The organism is Paenibacillus agaridevorans (assembly GCF_018604145.1).
GTDB classification, from domain to species: domain Bacteria; phylum Bacillota; class Bacilli; order Paenibacillales; family Paenibacillaceae; genus Pristimantibacillus; species Pristimantibacillus agaridevorans.
In genome coordinates this window covers 7,492,734-7,512,643 of record NZ_CP075889.1, presented here as the reverse complement: position 1 = coordinate 7,512,643, position 19,910 = coordinate 7,492,734, and the positions used below count along the sequence as shown (strand labels likewise).

The 19,910-nt window shown below is 51.6% G+C and carries 14 protein-coding genes; 3 read left to right on the top strand and 11 right to left on the bottom strand.

Going from position 1 to position 19,910, the window contains the following annotated elements; genetic code table 11:
* Window positions 1-2: 2 nt before the first annotated feature.
* From KJW29_RS30090 to KJW29_RS30065, 6 genes are all read right to left on the bottom strand, one after another.
* Window positions 3-4,691: a hypothetical protein gene (locus tag KJW29_RS30090; RefSeq protein WP_214627391.1), complete on the bottom strand. Its 4,689-nt coding sequence runs from the start codon at window positions 4,689-4,691 to the stop codon at window positions 3-5.
* Window positions 4,692-4,759: 68 nt separating this feature from the next.
* Entirely contained in the window at window positions 4,760-6,346 is a 1,587-nt protein-coding gene (locus KJW29_RS30085; protein WP_214627390.1) for an extracellular solute-binding protein, read from the bottom strand.
* Window positions 6,347-6,416: 70 nt separating this feature from the next.
* Window positions 6,417-7,298 (bottom strand): carbohydrate ABC transporter permease, encoded by an 882-nt coding sequence (locus tag KJW29_RS30080; protein WP_214627389.1) that lies wholly within the window; start codon window positions 7,296-7,298, stop codon window positions 6,417-6,419.
* 16 nt (window positions 7,299-7,314) lie between these two features.
* Complete coding sequence (locus KJW29_RS30075) at window positions 7,315-8,268, bottom strand: ABC transporter permease (RefSeq protein WP_246608444.1); 954 nt, start codon at window positions 8,266-8,268, stop codon at window positions 7,315-7,317.
* 170 nt (window positions 8,269-8,438) lie between these two features.
* Window positions 8,439-10,235 carry a sensor histidine kinase gene (locus tag KJW29_RS30070; protein WP_214627388.1) on the bottom strand — a complete coding sequence of 599 codons (1,797 nt, stop codon included), beginning with the start codon at window positions 10,233-10,235 and terminating at the stop codon, window positions 8,439-8,441.
* A gap of 20 nt (window positions 10,236-10,255) precedes the next feature.
* The gene (locus KJW29_RS30065) at window positions 10,256-11,503 is read right to left on the bottom strand and encodes a response regulator transcription factor (protein WP_214627387.1); all 1,248 of its coding nucleotides are present in this window, start codon (window positions 11,501-11,503) and stop codon (window positions 10,256-10,258) included.
* A 185-nt stretch (window positions 11,504-11,688) separates the two neighbouring features.
* Here KJW29_RS30065 and KJW29_RS30060 point away from each other — a divergent pair, with 185 nt between their 5' ends.
* Window positions 11,689-12,555, top strand: coding sequence for an AraC family transcriptional regulator (locus tag KJW29_RS30060; protein ID WP_214627386.1), 867 nt, complete (start codon window positions 11,689-11,691; stop codon window positions 12,553-12,555).
* Window positions 12,556-12,557: 2 nt separating this feature from the next.
* Window positions 12,558-13,889, top strand: a complete 1,332-nt coding sequence (locus KJW29_RS30055) for a glycoside hydrolase family 28 protein (protein WP_214627385.1) — start codon at window positions 12,558-12,560, stop codon at window positions 13,887-13,889.
* Window positions 13,890-13,950: 61 nt separating this feature from the next.
* Here KJW29_RS30055 and KJW29_RS30050 read toward each other — a convergent pair whose 3' ends face one another.
* From KJW29_RS30050 to KJW29_RS30030, 5 genes are all read right to left on the bottom strand, one after another.
* Window positions 13,951-14,637, bottom strand: a complete 687-nt coding sequence (locus KJW29_RS30050; protein WP_214627384.1) for a metallophosphoesterase — start codon at window positions 14,635-14,637, stop codon at window positions 13,951-13,953.
* A gap of 87 nt (window positions 14,638-14,724) precedes the next feature.
* Window positions 14,725-15,960, bottom strand: a complete 1,236-nt coding sequence (locus KJW29_RS30045) for an ABC transporter ATP-binding protein (protein ID WP_246608443.1) — start codon at window positions 15,958-15,960, stop codon at window positions 14,725-14,727.
* Window positions 15,957-17,639: an ABC transporter permease gene (locus KJW29_RS30040; protein ID WP_214627383.1), complete on the bottom strand. Its 1,683-nt coding sequence runs from the start codon at window positions 17,637-17,639 to the stop codon at window positions 15,957-15,959. The genes KJW29_RS30045 and KJW29_RS30040 overlap by 4 nt, the downstream gene beginning before the upstream one ends.
* Window positions 17,640-17,644: 5 nt before the next feature.
* Window positions 17,645-18,562: an extracellular solute-binding protein gene (locus KJW29_RS30035; RefSeq protein WP_214627382.1), complete on the bottom strand. Its 918-nt coding sequence runs from the start codon at window positions 18,560-18,562 to the stop codon at window positions 17,645-17,647.
* Window positions 18,553-18,771 carry a hypothetical protein gene (locus KJW29_RS30030; RefSeq protein WP_214627381.1) on the bottom strand — a complete coding sequence of 73 codons (219 nt, stop codon included), beginning with the start codon at window positions 18,769-18,771 and terminating at the stop codon, window positions 18,553-18,555. The genes KJW29_RS30035 and KJW29_RS30030 overlap by 10 nt, the downstream gene beginning before the upstream one ends.
* A 165-nt stretch (window positions 18,772-18,936) precedes the next feature.
* Here KJW29_RS30030 and KJW29_RS30025 point away from each other — a divergent pair, with 165 nt between their 5' ends.
* Window positions 18,937-19,860 (top strand): LysR family transcriptional regulator, encoded by a 924-nt coding sequence (locus KJW29_RS30025; RefSeq protein WP_214627380.1) that lies wholly within the window; start codon window positions 18,937-18,939, stop codon window positions 19,858-19,860.
* The last annotated feature ends 50 nt before the right edge of the window (window positions 19,861-19,910 follow it).

Sequence of the window (19,910 nt, the reverse complement as noted above, 5' to 3'; positions counted from 1 at the left end):
TTCTAATTCTTGACCTCCACCGCTATATCCTGACTTTTCGACGTACCGGCATCATTGATCAGTTCCGCCCGGTATACATACATACCGGGACCTCGGGAACGAATTTCGGTCAACGCCGTCTGGGGCCGCGGCGATTGCTCGGTTAGAGATTGCGTATCGATCAGCACATCGTTTTCATACAGACGATACTCATTCCCGTTGGTTCCCCACCATACATTCATCACAACATGATAATCCCCGCCTGCTGACCAATTGTTATGCGACAACACCGGCAGCGCAGGCGCCGCCTGTGTCACTTCAACGATCATGTCATCGCTGCGAGTCACCCCGAACGCATTGGCCAGGATCGCGTAATAACGATACGAGCCATTTGGATTGTTTGCCACCGCCGTAGTGGCCGATTGCGCATCCGGAGACGATGCCTCCAGAATCCGCGTATCGATCAGCGTATCGTTTTCGTAGAGTCTGTACACGTTGCCGTTGTTGCCCCACCACATATTCATCCGTACGTCATAAGTACCGTCCAGCAGCCCGTCGCTATGTCCTTGATTATTCGAAAGCTGGGCCGAGGCGGGAATCTTGTCCCCGGACTGCCCATTGGGATGAATAGCCAGCACAATATCGTAATCCTTATAGTTGGAGAATGGCACCTCGGTTGTTGGACTGATAACCAAAACCGTCTGACTGCTGCCCCTCATCTCGTTCTCCTGAATCGTACTGTCCAGAAGCAGCACCGATCCGTTCGTTTTGTGCGTCAATACGCCGGTGACTCGCAATCCCTGCACTATATTTCGTGTAACGCGGAACGGGAAATCTTCCACCGAAACGACCATTCGATTCATTCCGCTGCTTGTGCCTGTACTGCTGACAGGTAGCGCAAACGGCTCATAGGAGCTCAAGTCTTCCTTGGGATGCAACGTAATGGCGATGTCGTAATTCGAATATGTTGCATAAGGAACCTCGGTTGTTGGACTGATCAGGAGAACCACGGTTCCGTTGCTCCGCACTTCATTGCCTGACACGATGCTGTCGAGCTCCTTCACAGACCCGTTTGTCCGATGGGTCAATACGCCCGTAACACGCAGTCCTTCAAACAGATTTTCGGTGACGGCAAACGGAATATCATCCGTTCGAACGACAAAACGGAGCATGTTGTTGTGAATTCCGGTTCCTGTAACCTCCAGATGAACCGGATCAAATTTGCCTTGTTCCTGTATGGAAATTGCCGGATTTGCAAAGTCCGTTGGACGCAAAGCTCCTCCGCCCAAGCTTTCTGTTTGTCCGGTTGTTGTCAACGCCTTAAGCGTGTATATAAAACCTTTAGCCGGATCGTCCACCTTAATCAGAAATTCATACGGATATCCGATCTTTTCCGCCGTATAAGCTTCTGACCCGATCTGATAATTGATTGTCACTTTGCTCGTCTTATCGTTCATGTCCGTTACGTACACGTACGCATAATAGCTGTCCGGTGCAACTTGAATCACATGCCCTTTGCCTCTCGTATGCTCCGTCACGGTGCCACGCGGATTGTTCGAGAACTCGTAATCCGTTTTGGCAAAACCTGGTGTCTCGACACCGGCAATTTCCAACACAACCGAACGGATGCCTTTGGCCGGAATTTCAATCGAGAACTGGCCATTTACGACTGTCGTCTCATAAGTAATCCCATCGGCTGCATACACAACAGCAGTGCCCGAATAATCGGCGCCTCCGGGCACTTTTTCACCCAGCGTGATCGTGCTTGCAATCGGATTATTGCTTTCATTCATCAAGGCAAGACCCACTACTCCATCCTTGCGTGCGGCGATGTAGTCGATCTCCGCCGTACCAGGATCGATAATTCCCCGGTCCAGCCACAGCCACATATCGTCTTCGCCATAGAAACGCCCCGCCGCATGACCGTATTGATTGGATGCAAAAAAGGCATAACCTGATTGGTAGATCGAAGGGAATTCAATATTTCGCTCCGATTTGGCCCATGCGCTGTTGATAAGGAAATCTTCCAGCATCGAGATAAAAACCGGAATATGATGCCAGTAGATGGTTGTATAATCCGGTCCTGTAAAAGGATAGTCCTCTTTCATCGTATGGAAGAGATAGCGGTCCTGGTAATAGCCCGGATAATTACCGTATCGGCCAACCATTGCGTTACGCGCCATCGTTTCAAAATAAGGATCGCCCGTATAAACGGACAGTTTAACCATCATCCCCGCCCAGTTGTTCATGGAAATAATATTTCCATGTCCCGGCGTACGCCAATGCTCCGTTCCTTGCCCCGCCTTGGCCGGCAGCCACCCGGGAGCCGTTTCCTGCTGCAGGGATAAGCCCGCTTCCTGTGGCGATTTTGCTTCGCCGTCTATATTCCCCAGTCTCCACTTCTGCTCGCCATGCCACCAGAAATCAAAACGTTCGGCGAAGATTGGCCTTTCGGCAGTCTCCACAGGGTCCAGGACGTAGTCCGTAGTGGCATAATCATTGTGATAGCCGGTCGTCCATATTTCCGTAGCCAGCAGCCTCCCCCCTTCTTCGGCTGCCTCCAGGTATTTCGGATCTCCCGTTGCTTCGTAAGCAGCTAGAAAGGCGGTCACCATCGGATAATATTCGCCGTACACAAAGCTGTTGATGTACGGAATTTCACGGTTGGCTCCGTAATTCGGAACGACTCGCAAATATTGGTCGGCCAATGCGACAACCTGCGTCAGATAAGCATCATCTTCGGTATATTTATACATGGCAGCCTGGTCGGTGATGCCCCTCAAATTGATGGCGCCCGAAACATTATGCACTGCCTGGTTCAGCAAAACCGGCATGCGTCCTTGCGTCATCTCATACAAACCGCCATATACACTGGCCGTATAATTGCTTACCGGCCCGCCAATCGGCGCAGGATAGTTGGCATAATTGGCGCCGCCAGGGCTGTTGGTGCTTTTGAAATGATAATGTTGTCTGCTGAGCATGTAAGCCAATGTCGGGACGGCTCGTTTATCAAGCAGCTCTTCATCTTCGGTCAACAAGTAACGCTGCAGCGCTGCCATCGAATTCGCCAGCGTTGTCATGCCTTGTTGTTCCATGTTGTAATGGGCCATATTAGCCGTGTCCCAGCCGCCGTATACATCATCCATCATCAAATCTGTTGCATTGTAGATCGCTTCATTAATGGAGTGGAAATAATTCGTGCGCAAATCCGTAAAATTGTACAGCTTTTCCGAAACATGCTTTAACGTATCGTACCACGAGGACAGCCGGTTAATAATTCGAAATGACACTTCATAGCTGTCCCCCTCCTCGAACAGGCTATTATCTGTTCCGAACATCGGGGCAATCAACTGCGGTCTCACATTCCCCTCCTGGTCCCGCAACACAAGACCAAAATTCGATGTTTCCGGGATCGTATACCCTTGCGGCACACTGCCGGGATCCATGACGACGCCCGAAGTCAGCTCATGGCCTGGCACCTTGGATTGATGATCCGCAAAATGCAAGGTTGCCATCGGCGTGAACATAAAGCTTTCGGGAATCATAATCGGTTTGTCTGGAACCGCTTTCTTCACATATAACAGCGGAGCCGTAACCGTATCATAGTCTTCATAAGCTACTCCGTCCCCGCTAAACAGCAGGAACGAGTAGGCCCCTCCCTCTACAAAATCAGCATTAAGCGTCACTTTGGGGTCGTCCGTAAGCGAATCCAGCTCAAAAACGACCTTCAAATCGGCCTCGGTATTGGGAAAAACCAGTTCGACCTTGTTGGCAGCCAGCACGGTATAATCGGAAGGAATAAACCAAATAGGGTACCCGGTGCGGAAATAGTCGTCAACAAGCCGACTCGCTTCCACTCCGTTAACCTTCACCCGCTGCAGCACTTTTGAATAGGTCTGGTCGACGACACCTAATTCGCTGTGGACCGCCTTCATCATCAACACGCCAAACTCTTCGGTTTTGCCCTTGACCAGCACCCAAACATTTCCTTGCTTGATGAAAATCTCGTTCTGCACCAACATGCCTTCAGCGCCCGCTCCCCGATGAAACACCACCTTGACGGAATCGTTTTCGATAGAGTCCGTCTTGATCGGGGCAACGTCTTCCTTGGCCCACGCAGGGTATGCCGCAGACGGCAAGGAATCAAACGGGTTTTGCGGTTGGACAATCTCCAGCAGCTCTTCCTTGTCCTCTGGCGGAACTAGCGATACATCGTTGCTCAGGAAAAAACCTTCGCTCCGTGCATAAAAACCGGAGGTGTCATGCAGAGCCAATTCGTGGTTTCCTGCATTCAGATTGAAGACGCCCACCTCGGACCAGCGAAACCCCTCTTGACCATGATCGCCAAACGTCTCCCCTACCATCGTGCCGTCAACAGATACATGAAACGTGCGGACACCGGGCGAATTATTCGCAAAGTCGCGATCTCTTACCCACAGCCGATAATTTCCCGCTTCCGTAATGTTTACATCCGCGATGGCAGGTTCGCCTCCGGAACCATCCGCATCCTCGAAGGAAGGTGCGGTAATGCGTCCAAGCAAAAAGTCGCCGCTAAGCGTCCATGATCCAAACGTTTTAAATTGATTCGGGGGAATATAGAAGTGCTGGTCTTCTTCACCGCTCGCATGTACCTGCGTTGCAGTGCCTTGCATACCAATCAAACAAACGCATGCAAACAGAAGCATCATCAACAACCGCATTTTATTCATCATGCCCCTCCTAAATTCTTTTTGGATGAAAGAACGGACCGCCGCAATTCACTTGCAGCGGACAGAACATTTTATTGACTGGATTGAATGAATTCATTCATTTCTTTCATATATTGCTCTCCGCCGTTCTTGTACCAGTCGTCGCGGACTTGCTCCAGTTGCTCCAGCGGCAAGTCGCCTAACATCATGCGTGTCGTCAGTTCATCCCATGTCAGCTTGTAATCCATGTAATTAGGTTGCCTTGCAGCAGGCGGCGTATAACCCTGATCCAAGGAAGAAACCGCAGCATCCACCGATTTCTGAATCGCCGGCAATGCCTCTTGGATGTCTTCCTCCGAATAACTGGCCGGGCTCATGAAGAAGCTTGGATCGTCGTGGCGCCTTACTATGGAACGCAACGTGTACAAACCGCGAGATGCGTCATCAAAGTACACCTTCTTGCCGCCCTCAAATTTGTAGTGTATATTCTCGATACCGTTGGATACCAAGTCCCATCCCTCATCGGACAACAGGTAATCAAACACCTCGACCGCTTTCTCCGGGCTCTCGGCCTCGGAAGTGATCGCCCATACGCCCCAAATGCCGGTACCGTATACACCGCCTTTCACTTCTCCGTCTGGTCCCTTAACGGTTACATAAGCCAATTCGGCTTTCGGATTCGTTTCCTGCATTTTCGCTTGCCTCGATTTCACTTGACCTACGAAGCCGCGAATCACGCCGGTAATGCCGCGCGAGAACCGATCCGATGCCGCGTCGACATTATTAATCGGAGAGTCCGGGTCGATAATGCCCTCCTTGTACGCATCCCGCGTATACTGAAGCACATTCTTGTAAATATCGCTGTTGCGGTCGTATTCCGGAAGCGTATAGGCATACTCCCCGTCTCCGTAGTTCTGCCAGCCCAAGTGTCCAAGCTCCGATAACAGGACAGGCTCCAGAACCTTGCTCGCATTCAGATAGGTACCATATCCGTAGGTGTCATTCTGTTTATTGCCATCCGGGTCGTCAAAGGTGAATTTGCGCAATAATTCTGTAAATTCCTCCACCGTAAATTCGTTATTTTCTGGCATCTCGATTCCTAGATTGTCCATCCAGTCCTGGCGAACAAAAAATCCGTCGTATCTCGTGATCGAAGTGCGCGGTATTCCGTAAACATTGCCGTCGCGCAGCGTCTTCAGCGCTTCCCAAGAACGCTCATAGCTGTATTTCATCAAGTTGCTTGATTGATCAAGATAATCATTAAGCGGAATGACGGCGCCATCGTTGACCGCATTCAAGAAAATTTCATCTTGCTCACTAGGGAAGAAGATAACGTCCGGCAATTCTCCCGAAACCAGAGTCAACTGGAGTTGTTCCTCGTATCCGGATGCAGGCGGAGCCAGAAAATCAAGCTCAACGTTCAGCTTCTTATTAAGCACCTCGACAAACGCTTTCTGGTTATCCGGCGAATCGGCGGCCAATACATTGGCCATAATCTGGATCTTGACCGGATCCCCGCTTTCTTCTGCCGCTCCGCTTGAATTCGAGCCAGTATTATTCGCTGTTGCGGTGACGCTAGGCTGTGTGCTGTTCCCGTTGTTAGACGAACATGCGGCAAGCAACAAAAGCGACGCTAAAATAGTGGCCATTTTTTTTGTTCTGTGCTTTGAAATATTCATTCGACTTCCCCTCTCATGAACAAAATTATATTTGTAAAATAAAGGTTGTTCCTTTATTTTCACAACAAGGTTAACCCTTCACAGAGCCGAGCATAATGCCTTTGACGAAATACTTCTGAACAAACGGATAGACACTTAAGATCGGGATCATGACGATCATGATCGTTGCATATTGCAGTGTCTCAGGCGTAACCTGCAACTGCCCGAGCTCGGCCAAATTTCCGTTGTTGTTCAGCTTGTTGGATGTGACGTTAGAAATCATCTCCTTCAGAAACAACATAAGCGGCCAATTGTCAGCGGATCGAATATACAAGACCGCATTGAAATAATTGTTCCAATAGGCAACCGCCGAGAACAAACAAAGCGTAGCAATAATCGGCTTGGATAGCGGTACAACGATACGAAACAGCAGGTACGGGTCGGATGCGCCGTCGATTTTGGCTGCTTCCTCCAATTCCTCCGGAATGTTCTCCATAAACGTCTTCATCAAGATCAAGCTAAATCCGGAGAATAACATCGGCAAGACGAGCGCTGCCAGCGTATCTACGAGGCCCAACGATCGCATCAAATAAAAGTTGGGAATGATGCCGCCGCTAAAGAGCATTGTGAACACTACGAATATCATAAAAGCTTTGCGCCCTTTTAAGTGCCCTTTCGACAGCGGGTAGGCGGTGATGATGTATAAAAGGATACCCGCAACCACGCCCGACGCCGTGACGATAACCGTGTTCAAATAACTGGTCCAGAGCAGCGGCTTCGACAAAATTTCCTGATAGGCGGCAATATTAAATTGTTTGGGCCAGATTCGCATCGGGTTCTCGATATAAGCGGTGTAAGAACTCAAGGATACCGCCAATACATTAATCATCGGGTAAATCATGGCCATGCAGCATATTACGATCAAGCTATAATTGACGACATCGAACCAGTCCACTCGGGAATTATTGTTCATCTCTCGCTCCTCTTTCCTACCAAATTGACTTCCCACTTATTCTTCGAGCCATGGAATTCGCCAGCAAGATCAAGACAAAGCCGATGACCGCCTTGAATAAACCAACCGCCGTACCATAGGATATCCGTCCCTGCTGCAGGCCAATCCGGAAGGTATACGTCTCGAATACATCGCCGGTAGCATACGTGGTCGGGTTGTAGAGCAAATAAATTTGTTCGAATCCGTTATCGAGAATATTCCCCAGCTTCAGCAGCAGCAAGATCACGATCGTGGCGGCTATGCCGGGAATCGTAATATGGCGCATTTTCTGAAACCGATTCGCTCCGTCTATCGTCGCCGATTCGTAAAGAGTTGGATCGATGCCCGACATCGCTGCAAAATAGATGATCATCCCCCAGCCCACCTCCTTCCAGATTTCCGCGCTGACGATAATGGTACGGAAAAATTCCGGTTTGAGCAGGAACGCCACCGAATCAAATCCGAAAGCATTGAGCGCATGATTGACAATGCCTGTCGAAGGAGATAGGAAATTCATAACGATGCCGGCCAATACCACCCATGAAATAAAATGAGGCAAATAAAGAATCGTCTGCGATACTCGTTTAAACAACATGTGGCGCACTTCATTCAACATGAGCGCCAGGATGATCGGAGCGGGAAATCCCCACATGATCTGGTATAAACTGAGCAGCAACGAATTTCGTAATATGCGATAAAAATTATTGGATTCAAACAGGGCTTGAAAATGCGCCCATCCAACCCAAGCGCTGTCCATAATTCCTTTCGTCAAGCTGAGATCCTTGAAAGCGATCACAATTCCAGCCATTGGGACATACTTGAAGATGAGCAAGTATAGAAATCCAGGAATCAGGAAAATGTACAGCCACATATTGCGCCGTAAGTAACGAATGATTCGCTCCGACTTGGGCACCAATACTATTTGTTGTTTGTTGAGTGTTGAGGGATTCACCGAACCACACCTTTTCCGTCTGTTTTCCTACATTATAAGGAAGTCCGGGCAAGCAAAAAATCCGGCAAACCATATGTTTAACGGGTGAATGTAAAGGTTTTCATTATTATGGAGGTAGGGCAATTTATAGATTGGACGCATTGTCTTGCGATTAAACGACCTCTCACGACTCACGTCCGCTTTCTCTTTGGCAAGCGAAGCTCAACAATTGTCCCCTTCCCTGCTTTGCTGACCAGTCGCAAACCGTATTCACTGCCGAACACGAGCTTGATTCTTTGATTGACATTCCGAAGACCAATGCTTTCATTTCCATTGATCGGAGATTCCAAGAAGCTCTGATTGACACGATCCGCGACAGTACGCGACATCCCTACTCCGTTGTCTTTGATCCTGAGTACAATCATTTCCCGTTTCGCATACCCGATGATGCTGATTCCCCCGCTTCTAGGTGACGGTCCAATTCCGTGATTAATCGCATTTTCCAATATTGGCTGCAACGTCAATTTAATCATGGCACAATCCAAAATATCCTCATTCACCAGCCAAGTCACTTCAAGTTGTTCATCCATGCGCATCTGTCGAATTTGTATGTACAATCGGGCATGCTCTAATTCCGTTCGGAGCGAAATCATATCGTCTTCCGTCATCAAACTTAAGCGCAGCAACCGCGACAGGGTCTGAATCATCTCTGAAACGTCGTTTTTTCCTTTTGTTAGACGCATCGCCCTCAGATTGATCGATTCAAGCGTGTTATACAAAAAGTGAGGTTTGATTTGCGCTTGTAGGGCTATCGCCTGGGACCTCTGCAATAATTCGTAACGATGCTTCAGTTCCTGCTCCAGCTCTCTGCGCTTCTCATTGGAATTTGCGATCGTGGCCGATATCAATTTGAGTTCATTTAACTTGCCTTGTCGTACTCCCGTGCTCGCCTTGTCTCCCGAATGGAGCAGAGATAGAATTCCGCTGATCGGACGATAGCTTTGCAAAGACAATACAATGGCGAACAGGAGGCTGGACACAACTGCCAGTGTAACTAGCAGAGTCATAAACTGGTTGAACTTCACTTGCTTTGGATAATAATGATGCAGCGGCACGATCGACACGTACCTCCAGTCGCGGTAGGCGGAGGAAACCGTCGAAATAACCTGATCCGACTCTTCGATTCTAACGATATCCGAGTAAGGAGCATGACCGACAAGGGCAGCTGCTTGCGGATCTATATCGGCAAAGAGGCGGTGTAGATTCTCGTGCTGCGAAGCGTACACAATATTGCCTGCGGAATCCAGTATATATAACTTTTGATTCGTATCCTGAAGACCTAACAATCGTTTGAGACGGTTCATATTAATGGAAATAAGCAGTATTCCCTGTCGGTTGACATCAAAGATCGGGAGCTGTCGAAATTGCGCGATGGATACCTCTGTATCCACTTGTGTACCGCCATGCAAAAACTCGATCCATCCGTTTTCAGTCTTTTTTTGCCGTTGGTAGGCATCCATCCACCATCTGGTATCGTATTTATTGATCTGCCCGCCGTTCGAGCTTGTAATGACAAAATCGCCGCGTTCCAAATATAATAAAATCGATCCAAAATAAGTATTCGCCATTTGGACCGTACGCATCGATTCCTGTATCCGATAGATTTTCTGGATAAGTGATGGCGACATTGGATATGTAAACTCCTCTTTCATAATAGAGGAATAGTCCGAATGTCCAGCCAATTGAAGAGAGACATTTTCCAGACCGAGCAGCGAATTATCAATCGCATCACGAACCCTCTCAAGCTCTGACATGTTCGTTCTGCCGATTTCTTCCCGTAACATTTCGTCGTTGTAGGCGTAGACCAAAAGATGGACAATGCCGATCGGCACCATTAATAACATAACGGTTGTCACAAAGTTTCGAAATAAGATGCTGTTGAATTTATAAGCTTTTATGTCGTTCCATACATTCTTCCAGCCTCCCATGCCTTCTCCCCCTGTTCGGATCAGCACCGGTCTCGGTACTCGGTTGGTGTAATTCCGACTTCCCTCTTGAACAGCTTGTAAAAGTACTTAATATCCTTGTAGCCTACACGTTCGCAAATTTCGTATATTTTCAGCGAAGATATCTTTAATAGTTGCTTGGCATGCTCCATCCGGATTTCGACCAAATAATCCAAAAAGTTTTTTTTCGTCTCTTGTTTGAACAATTGCCCGAAATAAACCGGATTCAGATGGACCTGGCCCGCCACCAGCTCCAAAGACAAGTTTTTATGGTAATGCTCTTCAATGTAAGCGACGGCCTGGCGAATCGCCCATTTGCCGCCGCCAGACCGACTACCGCTGCTTGGGGACACATCGCCGTCCCGCCGCTGCGGTCCGGCCGCCGCTTCCGGCTTCACGTCTGGCGACGCCCTCAGCGGATCGCGGCTCCGATATTCGACCAGCAGCGTCGCGAGGTTGTCAAATCGCTGGAACCCAACCAATTGTGCTTTAAGCGCAGTAATATTATTTAGCCGCTGCAAGGAATTCTGTATTTGCTCATACAACTGCTGCTGCTCCGTTGGCATACATATAACGGCGTAATAAGGTGGCTGCTCGCGCTCATCCAACAGCATCAGCCAGGACGGGAACTGGCCCGCCGCCATATTGGCCAGAAGTTTCTTGCTGCTCGCCACATCCGCCCTGGACAACCCTCCGCTATCCTTGGTGACCGTCACTTCCAATAAGGCGCAAGGATTACGCATCGGGTCAACGGCGGCGTTAAGCTGCTCGAGGTGCCGGGCAATCTCTTCGGCTGCCGCGTCCGATTGAAATAGCAGATACGAAGCAAAGCGTTCCCGATCCTGGCGCTCGGATTGTTTGACCGCCGCTCCGGCATCCAGCTCTCGCTTGAGGTTCCGAAACACGCGATATAGTTCATCCAGATCGGTAGGTTTAAGCAAGTAATCGCTTACATCATATCGAATCGCCTCTTGGGCCAATTGGAACTCCTGATAGCCGCTTAACAATACGACCTTCACCGGCAATTGCCGCTCTTTAATAAATCTGGCCACGTCGATTCCCGACTCGAATGTCATCTTAATGTCCGACAATACAACATCGACGAGCTGCTGTTCCAGATACGCAATCGTATCTCTGCCGTCCTTTAACGTCTGAACGACCTCGAACCCCAGTTCGCTCCAATCGACAATCTCCGAAAGTACTTCCCGGACTTCCCGCTCATCATCCACGATCAGCAATCGATATTTCATAGCGGCTTCGCCTCCTAACGAATAATTTATTGTACATGCTGGCGTATAGCAAGACAATGCCCCGCTCCTCATTTACAACCGATTGTGCGAAATTGGCGCCCATGCAACCGATTGTGCGCATGAATTGAAGCTAAATGCTTTCTTTTCAGGCAGGCAATGGTTATAATCAAGCCGGTGATGCATCCATGGGTACCCATAATCAAATTACTTATATTCAGGACGACTTGCGGATCAGTCTGGACGAATTTGCCGTGTCCGGCAGTATGGCCAGCATTCATGCGCACAATACGTATGAAATTTATTATCTGTACGCGGGAGAACGTTTTCTTTATTTGAATCAGACGACTTATCATCTGAAGAAAGGCGATCTTGTGCTCATTAATGCCTATGACCGCCATCGCACCATAGCCGCTTCGGTGAACGAACATCAACGTTTCCTCGTCATGTTGAACGAACAAATTTTGCAGTTGCTGCCGCTTACCGAGATAGACGCGGCTAAGCTATTCCATAGAGGGAGCTCCGTCCTGCGATTGTCCCGGGAAGAGCAGGCGGCGGTCGAACATCTGTTGTTCCGGCTGCTCCAAGAGCGGAAGAGCGGACAGCCTGGCTCCCGCAATATGATGCAGGCTTTGGTCACGGAGCTGATGATTACGTTGTTCCGCCATCAGCCGGCCGCAGACCATCGTACGCTTGCCCTTCATGATCGGGCTGCCGAAATGATGAAATATTTGAATGCCCACTACCGACGATCCATTACGATTATGGAGTTGTCCGAGCGATTCGCGCTCAGCCGTTACCATCTGTCTCGTTTGTTCAAGAGCGCAACCGGCTTTACCGTTATTGATTACATCCATCATGTCAGGCTGCTTGAAGCTCGGCAGCTGCTGCGCTCAACCTCTCATTCCGTATCTTCGATTGCCGGCATGTTGGGGTTCGGCAGCCTGGCTCATTTCGAAAGAATGTTCAAAAGATCGACGGGCACAAGCCCCACATTATTCCGCAAGCTGTTGTCGGAATCGAAAGGGGACTTCCGTCGCAAGGAGGACGACTGAACATGTACGATTATAATGTCAAACAATTTGGCGCTGCGGGAGACGGGGAGACGCTTGATCAATACGCGTTGCAGCAGGCCATCGACACCTGCTCCGAGGCGGGAGGCGGAACCGTGTATGTGCCCCGGGGGACTTACGTAACGGGGACGCTGATGCTTAAATCCAACGTTCATCTGTATCTGGGCATGCAAGCCGTTATTCGCGCTTCGTCCGACATGAGCTTGTATCCTCCTGTCGGCTATGAAGCATATACCAATCCGCCTCGCGCTACTTATATTTTGTTGCTGGCTCGCGAAGTAAGCAATTGCAGAATTACCGGAGAAGGGGAAATAAACGGGGGCGGAACAGAGGATTTATGGTTTCCCGAGAACCGTCTGGTACCGATGCGCATCGGCACCTTGCTGTTCACCGGCTGCAGCGGGGTACGGGTCGACGGCATTACGATCCGGCACTCCGACAGCTGGACCTTGCATGTGCAGCAGAGCGAAGACGTGATGATCAGCCGGGTCGCGATTCGCAATAATCGCAACCGCATTAACACGGACGGCATCGGCATTGACGGTTCCCGCAACGTTCAGATCAGCGACTGCAATATCGAGTCCGGCGACGACAGCATTGTATTCAAGAGCATTGACGGTTTCGCATGCGAGAATGTGACGGTGTCGGGCTGTGTCCTGCGTTCGCGCTGCCAGGCGATCAAATTCGGCACCGAAAGCGAAGGGCCGATCCGCAATGTCACGATCGCCAATTGCGTCGTGCACGATTCGACGATCGGATTATCTCTTTACTTGAAGGATGGCGGCCCGTACGAAAATCTGGTGTTCTCCAACCTGATTATTCATGCCGCGTTCAAGTTCCCTTTCCTAATCGATATAACGCCGCGTTATTATCAATCTTCCAAGCCCGTCTCCATCCGCAATATCGTTTTTGACAACATCATGTTGACGGGACCGGGGCGCATCTTCATCGAAGGGACGGCCGAACATCCCGTCGAGAATATTACTTTCAACAACTTCACCAACACCATGACCGGCGAAGAGGAAGATTTCAGCCAAATGACCAAGGCGACGGGCACCAGCCGCTGCGATGCCGAACCCGATGCGTTCAACTATGCAGCTCAGCCCTATCAATTCGTTGCCGCCCATGTGCGAGGATTATATATGAATGGAATGACATTCCGGAAGGACAACCCTGACGTCGCCATTCTTGATCGCGGCTTATTGTATCTCAGCCATATCGAAGACGGTTACGCGCGGAACATCAACCATAGCCCGCTGCAATCCGGCATCGCTCCGGTGCAGCAGGACCATTGCCGCAACTGGCGGCTGGAGTAGCCGAACGGGCGACGCCGATCACATCGCAATGTCGTAACAATCATGCCTGATAGCCTTAATGTCATCTGTCCGGGAGGCTTGCGCTGCGATGCATCTTCAAGCATTCGACACGCCAATCCGCATACATTCGTTCCGGATTTGTCGAACAGCTGTAGCTGACTCCATCCCGAAGATCAAGCAGCGCCAACCGTTTCCCATGTTTGGCTCCGCAATCGATTCCGATTCTGCCCGGCGCAATCCACAGCTCTCCCGGAACGGCGCCTAACTTGAAGGTTGGCGTATGGCCGAATACAACCGTTTGCCATCCCTCCGGCTGACGCTTCCAGAATTCATCCCGAATTTCGGTCAAATCCTCTGCGGTCTGCCGCTCAAGCGGCACCCCATGCCGAATGCCCGCATGTACAAACAAATAGGTCTCTACGCTCCAATATAGCGGCAGCCGTTCCATCCAGTCGAGCATATGAGGCGACAGCCGGCCCGCCAAGTCAGGACCTGAAGCCAGCAAACTACGTTCCGCATTGCCTTGCAGCGCGACGGCTCCTTGCGATACGAGATCGACAACCGTATCCAATGTCCGCCAGGTGGACGGGTCCGTATCCACGTAATCCCCCAACAGAATCAGCTTGTCTGTCTGCGGCGAGTAATCCGCACGGTGCAGCAGCTGCGCCAATCCTTCTTCGTGGCCGTGAATATCCGATATAACCAATAGTCGTGATAGGGTAGGCTTTAACTGCATGAACTGCATCATGAACATTCCTCTTCGATAGTTGGTTAACAACGGTTGACGCCGTTCCATGACGGCGTGCAACCCGTTTCTCAGTCCCGTAAACCCGTTCTAATCATCGTTTTTGGCATATAGAAACGACTTGGAAGCGGGCAGCGCCGCCACGACCCGCTGACCGGCATCGAGCGGATAGTCCGTCAACAGATACAGCGGTTGACCATCGGTCGTATCCGCGGCCGATCTCCAGCGATTGCCCTCGAAGGTGCAATAACGGATGCGCAGACGCAGCTTATTATTGCCTTCGGCTTCAACATTTTCTTCCTCCGTCAGAACCAGATCCTCCGGACGGAATAGCAGCTCCATGGCGGAGCCGGCCTGCGCAGACGCAGCTTCCGCGCCGGATATGCCGTATATCGCGCCGTCCGAATGTAAACGGATAGCCGTGCCTCCCGGCGCGCCTTCCTTCGTGCCCTGCAGCCGGTTGATCGCGCCCAGCAATGAAGCGGCATGGCGGCTGGCGGGACGACTGAAGCACTCCTGCGGCGTGCCGATCTGATCGATATTGCCCTTGCGCATGATGAGCAGCCGATCCGCCATCGAGAACGCCTCTTCGGGATCATGGGTGACATGGAACACGCTTGTACCCAAGCGGCGGAACAAATACGCCATCTCCGCGCGCATCTCGATTCGCAGCCTCATGTCCAGATTGGACAACGGCTCGTCAAGCAGAATCAGCTTGGGACGGGTCGCAAGCGCGCGCGCAATGGCGACGCGTTGCTGCTGCCCGCCCGACAATTGCGGCGGCAGCCGATGCGCCAGACCTTCCAGCCGCATCAGCTTCAGCAATTCGCTTACCCGTTCCCGCTTCTCTTCTTTGCTTAAGCGGTGCAGGCCGTAGGCGATATTGTCCTCCACATTCATATGCGGCCACAGCGCATAATCCTGAAACACCATGTTAATGCCGCGTTTCTCGGGCGGCATCATCGTCTGGGGAGAAGCGATTACCTTGCCGCCCAGCCGAATTGCGCCTCCGTCCGGCTTGGCTAGGCCAGCCACCAATTGCAGCAGCGTCGACTTGCCGCAGCCTGAGGGCCCCAGCACGCTTATGATTTCCCCTTCCTTCATCTGGAACGAAATCCCGTCCAACGCCCGGAATGCGCCATATTGCTTGGATACGTCTTGCATGTCCAGCAATACCGAAGCCTGGTCCTTCTCCTTTCCGGCGGAAACCCGGGCAGCATCTTTTGCCGATACCGGAGCCAGAGATGCCGCCGGTATCGACGCAGCCCCCGCCTGAACGGCAGCAACGCCCGTGAACACCGAAGACAGTCGCGACTTGATATTCATGAACGTGCCTCCTTTCTTCTGAACAACAGTTCAATAACCAATATAATCGCCACCACAACTCCGCCTCCCAATATCGTTGCCGCCGACGCATAACCGAAGCGCATATCCTCGAACGACTTGTTGATCGCTACAGGGAATGTGATGTAATTGGGCGGGAACAATACCGAATTGACCGCAAGATCAAACACGCTGGCGCCGAATGCCGCCAAACCCGCCGACAGCAGCGCTCCCCGCATCAGCGGCAGCAATATGCGCCTGATCCGGCGCAGCAGCGAATCGCCTTGCAAACCTGCCGCATGAAGAAAGGACTGCGGCACTTTGGCCATCGCCCCTACCATAATCCGCGTAATGACGGGGATCGCCCCGGCAATCGCCGCAAGCACCAGAATGGCCGGTTTGCCGTACAGCAGCAAGCCCAACGGTTCCAGCCAGCGCTGATTCCATACAAAAATATATCCGATGCCAAGCACGACGCCCGGTACAGCCAGGGTGACAAGCGACAGCACCTCAATGCCGCGCCGAAACCGGAACTGCGAATACGTCAATACAAAAGCAACCAGCAAACCAACAACAAGTCCGATAACAGCGGCGGATGCCGCAATCATAAGGGAACGCCCGAGACCATGCAGCAGCTGGAAACCTCCGTCGAACAACGCCGTATAGTTGGCCAGCGTCAGGTTGTCCGCCTTCACGCCGCCTCCCTGCGCTTGCATAAACGACATCATCAGACTTGAGCCGATCGGAATGCCAATGATGACAAGCAGGAAAACGATGTTGCCCGCAGCAAGCAGCCAGCGGTATTTGCCCGCCTCCTTTGGCACGGAAGGCACCGCGCCGCCCGACATAAAGTCGAAGCGGGAACGTCGCATGGCCGCAAACTGCAGCAGCATCGCGATGCTGATCAGCAGCACCAGATAGAAGGACAATACGCCCGCCATATCGAATCGAATGGGCGATGTATACAGAGCCGAATAGATGGAATACGGCAACGTCGGGAAGCGGTAGATAGCCGCAATGGAAGACGGCAGGCCGAAGTCGCCAATCGTGTCCATAAATACCAGCGCCGCTCCGGCCAGCAGTGCCGGCAGCAGCAGCGGCGCCTGAATCGTCGCCCACACCTTGATCGGCGAAGCGCCGCCCAGCCTGGCCGCATCCGACAACTGCTGCACCTTCCATTCCATCGCCGCTTTCATGCTGAGGTAGGCGAGCGGGAATTTGCTCAAGGTCATGATGACAATCAGCCCGGCGGGCTGGAATACCGCACCCGGCACCCAGTCCCAGCCGAACAGGTTTACGGCCAGCCCTTGCTGCGCCGAAAACATAACCCAGCCTTGCGCCAGAATGAATGAAGGCATGATTAGCAGCAACCAGACCGCGGCATCAAGCAAGCCGGCAGTGGGGAAGCGCCAGGTCGATCGAACCGTGGCCAGCACGCCGCCAAGCAGCGTGCCGATCAGAGTGGTGCCGATACCCAGCAGCAACGAGTTTTCGAGCGACTTTTGCCATAACGGACGTTTGAATATTTCAAGAAGCAGACTAAGATCGCCTATAACCCAATTCCCGAAAAAGACGCCGGGCAACAGTACTTGAATGACCACCGCCAGGAGCGGGTACAGGACCAGAATCAGCAGCGCGATGCTGACCAGCCAACCAAGCCGTTCATTCGTAAGTCTGAGCATGGCCGTTACTTAACCGCTTTGTCGGCAAACCATTGTTTGATTTCCGCTTCATGCTGCGACGCCCACGCGGCATCCGCGGCAATCAGCTTGGCGTTCGCGGCGCGATCCGGTCTCGCCGTCACGCCTTGGGCAGCGGGATCGAAGTAAGCTTCTTCGCCTTCATCAACAAGCTGTTGTTGCGTTTTGGCATCCAGCAGGAATTCGATAAACGCTTTGGCTGCATTCGGGTTTTTCGTATTTTTCTGAATAGCGGCTACGCGCACGGATGCCGGAGCGCCTTCTTCGGGCCAAATGATGCCGATCGGCTCGTTATTGTTAACCATGCTGTACGCATTCGATTCTTGCAAAGCTGCCAGCTTCACTTCACCGCCGGACAATGCTTGCACGATCTGCGGATTTTTCGGATACACGCGCAAGCCGTTGTTGAACCAGCTGTCGAAAAACGCCTTGCCTTCTTCTACTCCGCCGGCTTTGTCGAAGAGCGCCGCAACAAACGGATAGGCCGGAGCCGCTATGGCAGGGTCGGCCGTTGCGATTTGGTCCTTGTATTCCGCTTTGGCGAAGTCGGCCCAAGTTTTGGGAGCCGTCTCTTCGGTATAGAAGTTTTTGTTGTATATGATAATGCCCGAAGCATGAGCGCCGGTAGGGAAATATGTTTTGTTCTCGGGAATGTACGCTTTGAAGTCTTCGGCAACCTGCGACAGATTTTCCGGCTCCCAGCCTTCCAGCAGTTGGCCTTGCAGACCCAAGCCGTGAATGGACGGCATCATGTCCGCCCAGACGATGTCCCAATGAGGATTGCCTTTTTCCGCTTCGATTCTGGACATGATCTCCGCGCCGTTGCCCGTTACGAGCTCTACATCGTACCCGGTTGCTTCCTTGAACATATCGGCGATGATGGCGTCAAAATCGTTTAGGTACACGACAAGCTTGCCTGCATCTTCAACAGCCGGCTCTTCCGTTGCAACTGCCTCCGTGTTTGCGCTGCAGTCGGCGACGGAGCTGCCCCGGATTCCGACTTATTGCCGTTTTCCGCGCCATTATTGCCTCCGCATGCCGCAAGTACAGTCAACATAGATGTCAGCACGATGCCTGTCGTTACTCTTTTCCATTGAATCGGATAAACGTTCATTCGTTTTTCTCCACCTTTTCGTCAGCCGTTTTTGCTTACACGGTTACTTTATCAACGAAAAATCAACGACAGATTAGAGAAAGATTAAACCATTGTTAAATAAACTTTAGAAATATTGAAATATATATAGATAAAATGTATATTCGGAGAGGATGAGGTGATGATATGACCATTCAACAATTAAAAGTGTTATTGGAAATATGCAAAGGCAAAACATTGCTGGAAACGGCGGAGAAGATGGGACTCACCCAACCTACGGTCAGCTTCCATTTGCGCAAGCTGGAGGAGATACTGGGACTCGAGCTGGTGCGTAAGACGTCGCGGAAGCTGCGGCCCACGGAAGCCGCGCTGGAGCTGCTCCCCTATATTCGTCGCATCGTGTTCCTTGGCGGCGAGTTGGAGGAGCATGCCGCGCAGTTGCATAAAAGGGGCGGCGAACGATTAAAGATTGGCGCCAGCTATACGCCGGCCACCTATCTGCTGCCCGCCTGCTTCTCCGCCTTTCAGGAGGAGTACCCGAGTATTCAGCTGCAGCTGACCGTCAAAAAGGCGGGCACCATTATGGCCATGCTGCGCAATTACGAGCTGGATGCCGCGGTTGTGTCGCTTCCGAATTCGCCGGAACCAGGCTTGTCCATACAGCCATTGTTGGAGGATGAGCTGCGGCTTGTTGTCGCTCCCGGCCATCGACTGTCGGGCCGGCGGGAGATAGAAGCGGAGGATTTGCAAGGGGAGCGGCTGCTGCTGCATGAACCCGGTTCTACCTCCCGCACGCTGACGGAGGAATGGATGAATCAGACGGAAATCATATTCAACCAGTCCATGGAGCTCGGCGCCATCGAAACGATGAAGGAAGCGGTCAAGTGCAGCCTGGGTATCGCGGTGCTGCCGGAGCGCAGCGTCATTAAAGAGGTTGCGGCAGGCGAGCTGATCCAGTTCCGATTGCCGAATTACCGCAATCGCCGCTATATTTCGCTCGTCTGCCGAGCCGACGAACAGCTTCCGCATAATGCCCGCCTGTTCTCCGAATTTATAACCAACCATTTTGGGGATCAAAAGCCCCGCAGAAATGAAAAAGCATCCTCGTAAGCAGAGGATGCTTTTCTTTCGCATTGCCGTCATCGTCATCGATCAACAAC

Bases quoted from the DNA above. Each gene is read 5' to 3' on its own strand.
- KJW29_RS30090 (WP_214627391.1), bottom strand. From the start codon at position 4,691: ATGATGAATAAAATGCGGTTGTTGATGATGCTTCTGTTTGCATGCGTT.
- KJW29_RS30085 (WP_214627390.1), bottom strand. From the start codon at position 6,346: ATGAATATTTCAAAGCACAGAACAAAAAAAATGGCCACTATTTTAGCG.
- KJW29_RS30080 (WP_214627389.1), bottom strand. From the start codon at position 7,298: ATGAACAATAATTCCCGAGTGGACTGGTTCGATGTCGTCAATTATAGC.
- KJW29_RS30070 (WP_214627388.1), bottom strand. From the start codon at position 10,235: ATGGGAGGCTGGAAGAATGTATGGAACGACATAAAAGCTTATAAATTC.
- KJW29_RS30065 (WP_214627387.1), bottom strand. From the start codon at position 11,503: ATGAAATATCGATTGCTGATCGTGGATGATGAGCGGGAAGTCCGGGAA.
- KJW29_RS30060 (WP_214627386.1), top strand. From the start codon at position 11,689: ATGGGTACCCATAATCAAATTACTTATATTCAGGACGACTTGCGGATC.
- KJW29_RS30055 (WP_214627385.1), top strand. From the start codon at position 12,558: ATGTACGATTATAATGTCAAACAATTTGGCGCTGCGGGAGACGGGGAG.
- KJW29_RS30050 (WP_214627384.1), bottom strand. From the start codon at position 14,637: ATGATGCAGTTCATGCAGTTAAAGCCTACCCTATCACGACTATTGGTT.
- KJW29_RS30045 (WP_246608443.1), bottom strand. From the start codon at position 15,960: ATGAATATCAAGTCGCGACTGTCTTCGGTGTTCACGGGCGTTGCTGCC.
- KJW29_RS30040 (WP_214627383.1), bottom strand. From the start codon at position 17,639: ATGCTCAGACTTACGAATGAACGGCTTGGTTGGCTGGTCAGCATCGCG.
- KJW29_RS30030 (WP_214627381.1), bottom strand. From the start codon at position 18,771: ATGAACGTTTATCCGATTCAATGGAAAAGAGTAACGACAGGCATCGTG.
- KJW29_RS30025 (WP_214627380.1), top strand. From the start codon at position 18,937: ATGACCATTCAACAATTAAAAGTGTTATTGGAAATATGCAAAGGCAAA.